The following is a 5,931-nucleotide window of genomic DNA, read 5'->3' on the forward strand; positions in this document are numbered from 1 at the left end:
CGCCCCTGCGTGGCCAGCGCCTGCACGTCGGACTCCACGACCGCCTGCTGCAGCTGCTGGGCGCCCTCCTGCAGCAGGCCCAGCTGGTTGAGCAGCTCCTCGGCGGGCGTGGTGCCGGCGCTGGTGCGGCTGGTGAGGGCCAGCTGCGGCGGCAGGTCCAGGTAGCGGTCCAGGGCGCCGGGCAGGTACTCCCGCACGATGGCCTCCAGGTTGTGCATGGCCTCCGCGTCGGGCCGGCGGCTGCGGGCGCGGGCCAGCAGCGGGCGCAGCACGTCCTCGATCTCGCGGATCCTCGGCACCGCACCGTCCGGCAGCCGCCCGCCCGCCGCGTTGGCGCGGCGCACGACGGCGCGCAGGTCCTCCTCCAGCCGGGCCACGAGCTCGGCCGGGGTGGGCGGTGCCGCGGGGGCCGCGGGGACCGGCGGCGCCTCCGGCTCGATGCCCAGGGCCGCCTTGATCCGCAGCCAGGTCGGGTTCGCCATGACCGAGTGCACCAGCCCTCCGCCCCAGCCCGCGAAGGCCAGGAAGACTCCGAAGAAGGTCGCCACCGCCGTCTGCTGCGCCACCAGGCCCAGCGCGGCGCCGGCCACCAGCAGGTAGCCCAGGCTGGCCAGCACCCAGCGCGCCCGGTGGCCCTTGACGCCCATGTAGAGGAACGCGATCCAGGACAGGAACACCCCGCCGAGCGCCGGCATCACGAGCCACCAGCTGTTGGCGGTCTTCCACCGCTTGCTGCGCAGCCGGCGGCTCACCACCTCCGAGGGGGCGGCCGAGGCCCGCACCGGGCGGCCGCGCCGCCGCAGGGACGCCGGGGTGCTCACCGCTCCTCCTCCTGCGAGCGCACCCGCTCCAGGTAGGAGCGGGAGCGGTTCACCTGGCCCTCGAGGGCGTCGACCGTGGTGGCCATGCTGCTCACCGCCTGCGCCTTGAAGGTGTCGATCGCGTCCATCGTCGCGAAGACGTTGTCGAACGCCCGCTGCAGCGTCGCGACGTCCACCGTGGAGCTGGCCGCCTGCTGGTGGATCTGCGCGGTCTGCTGCTTGAGCATCTCGCTGGTGGACAGGATCATCTGGTTGGTCGTCGTGTTGAGGGCGTTGATCTGGTCCAGCACGAGGCGCTGGTTGGCCAGGGCCTGCGCGACGATCACGGCGGTGCGCAGCGCGGCCACCGTCGTCGTCTGGGCCCGGTCGACGCCCTTGATGAGCTCGATGTTGTTCTTGCGCACCAGGTCCATCGCCAGGTAGCCCTGCACGCTGACCGACAGCTGGGTCAGCAGGTCCTGGTGGCGCTGGCGGATGGGGAACAGCGCGTCGGCGGTGAGCGCGTCGGCGGCCTGCGGGTTCGTCGCCCGCAGCTGCTCGACCTTCTGGACCGTCGCCGCGTCCAGCGCCTTGGCGAGGGTGGCGTACTCGGTGAGCTTGCCCATCGTCGCCCAGAGGTTCGCCTTCTCCTGCTCGATGGAGGCGTTGTCCTTGCGCAGCTCGTCCTGCCCGGAGGCCAGCGCCTTGATGATGGCGTCCAGCTGCGACTGCGCCGACTGGTAGCGCTCGAAGTAGCGCTGGATCTTGCCGCCCATCGGGATGACGCCGAGCAGCTTCTTGGCGCCCCTGAGGTCGGCGCGGCCGGGGTCGAGGTCGGTGACCGTGCGGCGCAGCTCCAGCAGGGTGTTGGCGACCTTCACCTGCGCGTCGGCGCCGGGGCCGGCGGCCTTGGCGCCCTTGGCGCCGGCCAGCGCCGAGGCGGGGCGCTCCAGCATCCGGTTGGACGCCTGCGCGGAGGCCCGCACCTCCTGCTCGCCCATGCGCACGATGTCGTCGACGCGCTTCTGGAAGGCCGGGCTGCGCGGGTCCTGCGCCGCGAGGTCCTCCACGAAGGCCTGCGCCTTGCGCGCCAGGTCCGCCCGGGTGGTCTCGTCGAGGGGGATCATCCCCTGCGCCTGGTCGTCGGCGATGACGGGCACCGGGGCGGGGGGCGTGAGCTGCAGGTCCGGGGCGGCTGCGGCGGCGGGTGCCGCCGGTGGGGCCAGCGGCTTGCTCAGGTCCAGCGACTCCGACATCGACTTCCCCTCGGATCCGGTGCTGCGGTGGTGCTCGGGCGGTGCGCCCTCCCCGGTCTCAGGACGAGCCGGGAGCCCGCGGCGTTCCGGCCATCCTGCGCACCGGGCGGGGCGCGCGCATCCATCCTGTGGTGGACGCTGCCCGCAGTGCATCAGGGCCGGACCCCCGTGTCGATGGGGGGAACCCCTGGCGCGACCCCGACCCGCCGCACCGCCGGGCGGGGGTCAGCCCTCCTCGGCGTCCTCGGCGTCCCACGCCTCGGTGCGGGCGCGGGCCGTGGCCAGCGCGGCGGAGGCCTCCTCGCGGGTGCCGTAGGGGCCCATGAGGTCCTTGGCCTGGCTCTTGCGCTCGACCTCCTCCACCGCACCGGTGCGGACGTTGTAGTAGAAGGCGCGCTCGCTCATGGGCCCATCGTGGACCGGCCCCCGCGCGGGCGCCTCCCTAGACTCGCGGGCATGCCCGTCGCCACCCCGCTCGTCCCCGGAGTCCTCAGCCCGCGCCGGCCGGTGCCCGCGGACGTGGAGCGCCCCGAGTACGTCGACCGGCCCGCGCCGCGCCGCTACGAGGGCCCCGACGTGCTGGACGCCGGGACCGTCGAGCGCATCCGCGTCGCGGGGCGGATCGCCGCGCGCGCGATGGCCGCGGCCGCCGAGCACGTCCGCCCCGGGGTGACGACCGACGAGCTGGACCGGGTGGCGCACGAGTACCTGCTCGACCACCGCGCCTACCCCTCCACCCTGGGGTACCGCGGGTTCCCCAAGTCGTGCTGCACCAGCGTCAACGAGGTCGTCTGCCACGGGATCCCCGACTCCACGGTGCTGCGCGAGGGCGACATCGTGAACATCGACGTCACCGCGTACGTCGGGGGCGTGCACGGCGACACCAACGCCACCTACCTCGTCGGCGAGGTCGACGAGGAGTCCCGCCTGCTCGTCGAGCGCACCCGCACCGCGCTCGACCGCGCGATCGGGGCCGTGGTGCCGGGCCGGGCGGTCAACGTCCTCGGCCGGGTCGTCGAGGCGTACGCCAGGCGCTTCGGCTACGGCGTGGTGCGGGAGTTCACCGGCCACGGCGTCGGGCCCGCCTTCCACACCGGCCTCGTCATCCCGCACTACGACGCCGCGCCCGAGCACGCCACCGTCATGGAGCCGGGCATGGTGTTCACCATCGAGCCGATGCTCACCCTGGGCACCCACGAGTGGGAGATGTGGGACGACGGCTGGACGGTGGTGACCAGGGACCGCCGGCGGACGGCGCAGTTCGAGCACACCCTCGTCGTGACCGGGACCGGCGCGGAGGTCCTCACGCTGCCATGACCCGCCGGAGGCGTCGGCCGCACCACGGGCACCGCGGGGCCGCGCGGCGCGTTGCACGGGCACCGGCAGCCACCAGGAGGAGTCCGTGTCCGAGCTCGCCCGTCCCCGCCACGGCCGCGTCGTCGCGGGGGTCTGCGCCGCGCTGGCGCGCCGCTTCGGCGTCAGCCCCACCCTCGTGCGGGTGCTGTTCCTCGTCTCCTGCCTGCTGCCGGGGCCGCAGGTGCTGCTCTACCTGGTGCTGTGGGTGCTGCTGCCGGTGGACGGTTCCCCGCGGCGGCGCCGGCGCTGACCGGCACCGCGGGTGGCGCCGCGCCGCGGCGGCAGGGGGGTCGTAGGCTCCCCCCGTGGCGACGACGACCAGCACCTCCGGCCCCGCCCCCGCGGCGACACCGAACCCCCGAGGCCTCGGGGTGGACATCGGCGGCTCGGGGATCAAGGCGGCCCCCGTGGACCTCGCGGGCGGCACCTTCGCCGCCGAGCGGGTGCGCATCCCCACCCCGCAGGCCGCCGACCCGGCGAGCATCGCACCCGTGGTCGCCACCGCCGTGGCGTCCTTCCCCGACGTCGGCGGCCCCGTGGGCATCACGTTCCCCGCCGTCGTGCAGCACGGCATCACCCGCACGGCCGCCAACGTCGACGCGTCCTGGATCGGCACCGACGCCGAGCAGGTCTTCACCGACGCGCTGGGCCGCAAGGTGCTCGTCGTCAACGACGCCGACGCCGCCGGGCTCGCGGAGGCCCGCTACGGGGCGGCCCGCGGCGTCAAGGGCGTGGTGCTCGTGACGACGCTGGGCACCGGCATCGGCAGCGCCCTCATCGTCGACGGCACCCTGGTGCCCAACACCGAGCTCGGCCACCTGGAGATCGACGGCCACGACGCCGAGAAGAAGGCCGCCGACTCCGCCCGGGAGCGGCACGACCTCACGTGGGAGCAGTGGGCCAAGCGGCTGCAGCGCTATTACAAGCACGTCGAGGACCTGCTCTGGCCCGACCTCATCGTGGTCGGCGGCGGCGTCAGCAAGAAGCACGAGAAGTTCCTGCCGCTGCTCGACCTGCGCACCCCGATCGTGCCCGCGTCGCTGCGCAACGACGCGGGCATCATCGGCGCCGCGGTGCTGGCCGCCGAGTCCCGCTGACCCTCAGCCGCCGGCCTTGAGGGCGGCGAGGCGCGCCTCCACGTCGAGGTCGGCCGCGTCGTCCTCCAGGCTGGCGAACCGGGACTCCAGGGAGTCGGCCTGCAGCTCGGCCTGACCGGCCACGCGGGCCTCCTCCCGCCGGATCCGGTCCTCGAAGCGGGCCAGGTCGGAGGTGGGGTCCAGCACGTTGACGGACCCCAGGGCCTCGTGCACCCGCGCCTGCGCCTCGGCGGCCTTGGCGCGCGCCACGAGCTGGTCCCGCTTGGTCCGCAGCTCGTCCAGCTTGGCCCGCATGCCCTCCAGCCCGGACTTCAGCTTGTCCACGACCTCGGTCTGCGCCGCGATCTGGGGGCCTGCGTCGGAGACCTCCTTCTCGAAGGAGATCTGCCGCTTGAGCGCGACCTTGGCCAGCTCGTCGAAGCGGTCGGCCTCCGCGGTGCGCCCCGCCGCCCGCAGCTCGTCCGCCTTGCGGGAGGCGGCGGCCGCCTTGGCGCCCCACTCCCGCACCGCGGCCTCGTCCTCGTCGCGGTCCTGCTCGGCGAGGCGCAGGTTGCCGATCGTCTGGGCGATCGCCCCCTCGGCGTCGCGGATGCTGGCGCTGTAGTCGCGGATCATCTGGTCGAGCATCTTCTGCGGGTCCTCGGCCGAGTCGATGAAGGCGTTGATGTTGGCGCGCGTCAGCTGCGCGATGCGGCCCAGGATCGACTGCTTCTCCGCCACGGTGGTGCTCCTCCCGGCCGGTGTCCCGGCGCCGATCGACGTCGCTGCTCGTTGACGAGGTGTCCGCGGGGCAGCATGCCGTGACGGCGCGGGGTCCGCAGCCGCAGGCTAGAAGCGCCCGCCGCCGCCGGAGCCGCCGAACGAGCCGCCACCGCCCGACCCACCGCCCGACCCACCGCCGAAGCCACCACCGAAGCCACCACCGAAGCCACCACCGAAGCCACCACCCCAGCCGGAGCTGCGTCGGCCGGGCCGGTGCCCGGCGCCACCGGCGAGGATGCCGCCCAGGACCGCCCCCAGCACCTGCGCCCCGACGTCCGCGCCACCGCCGTGGCCCCCCCGCCGGACGCCGTATCCGCCGCCCGGCACGTCCGACCACCAGCCGTCCACGTCGGCCCGGGCCAGCTCGGCGGCCAGCTGCGCCAGCGCGTCGGCGCGCTCGGCGAGCTGCCGGGCCGCGCGCGGGTCCTGCACCTGCAGGGCGACGGCCTGCGCGTGGTGGCGCCGGGCCTCCGCCAGCCGGGTGCGGGCCGGGCCGCCGACCGCGCCGCGACGGGTGGCGATGAAGTCCTCGGCGGCGTCGATGTCCGCCCGGGCCACCAGCAGCGCCCGCTCCAGCGCCGCGGCCTCCCGCCGGCCGGCCTCCACGGCCTCCTGCGCGGCCCCCACCACCGCCTCCAGCGCCCGCTCCGCCTCCCCGAG

7 protein-coding genes and 1 pseudogene are annotated in these 5,931 nt (G+C 75.1%); 3 read left to right on the forward strand and 5 right to left on the reverse strand.

All coding sequences use genetic code 11. From position 1 onward, the window contains the following. From ABEB16_RS17055 to ABEB16_RS17065, 3 genes are all read right to left on the reverse strand, one after another. A partial coding sequence (locus ABEB16_RS17055; RefSeq protein WP_345713421.1) for a hypothetical protein occupies positions 1-821 on the reverse strand: 821 nt, incomplete at its 3' end. Beyond that, a complete protein-coding gene (locus tag ABEB16_RS17060) occupies positions 818-2,056 on the reverse strand; it encodes a toxic anion resistance protein (protein WP_345713422.1) in 1,239 nt (412 codons plus the stop codon). The genes ABEB16_RS17055 and ABEB16_RS17060, both read right to left, overlap by 4 nt. Before the next feature lie 225 nt (positions 2,057-2,281). After that, positions 2,282-2,461, reverse strand: a complete 180-nt coding sequence (locus ABEB16_RS17065; protein ID WP_345713423.1) for a methionine aminopeptidase — start codon at positions 2,459-2,461, stop codon at positions 2,282-2,284. Between the two features lie 51 nt (positions 2,462-2,512). On the opposite strand from ABEB16_RS17065, the gene map reads away from it, so the two are divergent. The 3 genes from map to ppgK all read left to right on the forward strand — a co-directional run bounded on the left by map (position 2,513) and on the right by ppgK (position 4,509). Beyond that, complete coding sequence (gene map / locus ABEB16_RS17070; RefSeq protein ID WP_345713424.1) at positions 2,513-3,373, forward strand: type I methionyl aminopeptidase; 861 nt, start codon at positions 2,513-2,515, stop codon at positions 3,371-3,373. Between the two features lie 85 nt (positions 3,374-3,458). Next, the gene (locus ABEB16_RS17075) at positions 3,459-3,662 is read left to right on the forward strand and encodes a PspC domain-containing protein (protein WP_345713425.1); all 204 of its coding nucleotides are present in this window, start codon (positions 3,459-3,461) and stop codon (positions 3,660-3,662) included. 121 nt (positions 3,663-3,783) lie between these two features. Then, positions 3,784-4,509, forward strand: a complete 726-nt coding sequence (gene ppgK / locus ABEB16_RS17080) for a polyphosphate--glucose phosphotransferase (RefSeq protein WP_345713427.1) — start codon at positions 3,784-3,786, stop codon at positions 4,507-4,509. Positions 4,510-4,512: 3 nt separating this feature from the next. On the opposite strand, the gene ABEB16_RS17085 is transcribed toward ppgK, so the two are convergent. Then, positions 4,513-5,229: a PspA/IM30 family protein gene (locus ABEB16_RS17085; protein ID WP_345713426.1), complete on the reverse strand. Its 717-nt coding sequence runs from the start codon at positions 5,227-5,229 to the stop codon at positions 4,513-4,515. A 108-nt stretch (positions 5,230-5,337) separates the two neighbouring features. After that, a pseudogene (locus ABEB16_RS17090) lies at positions 5,338-5,931 on the reverse strand (TPM domain-containing protein); the annotation flags it as partial.

Source organism: Kineococcus glutinatus, from assembly GCF_039542765.1.
Classification (GTDB): domain Bacteria; phylum Actinomycetota; class Actinomycetes; order Actinomycetales; family Kineococcaceae; genus Kineococcus_A; species Kineococcus_A glutinatus.

Bases quoted from the DNA above. Each gene is read 5' to 3' on its own strand.
- ABEB16_RS17060 (WP_345713422.1), bottom strand. From the start codon at position 2,056: ATGTCGGAGTCGCTGGACCTGAGCAAGCCGCTGGCCCCACCGGCGGCA.
- ABEB16_RS17065 (WP_345713423.1), bottom strand. From the start codon at position 2,461: ATGAGCGAGCGCGCCTTCTACTACAACGTCCGCACCGGTGCGGTGGAG.
- map (WP_345713424.1), top strand. From the start codon at position 2,513: ATGCCCGTCGCCACCCCGCTCGTCCCCGGAGTCCTCAGCCCGCGCCGG.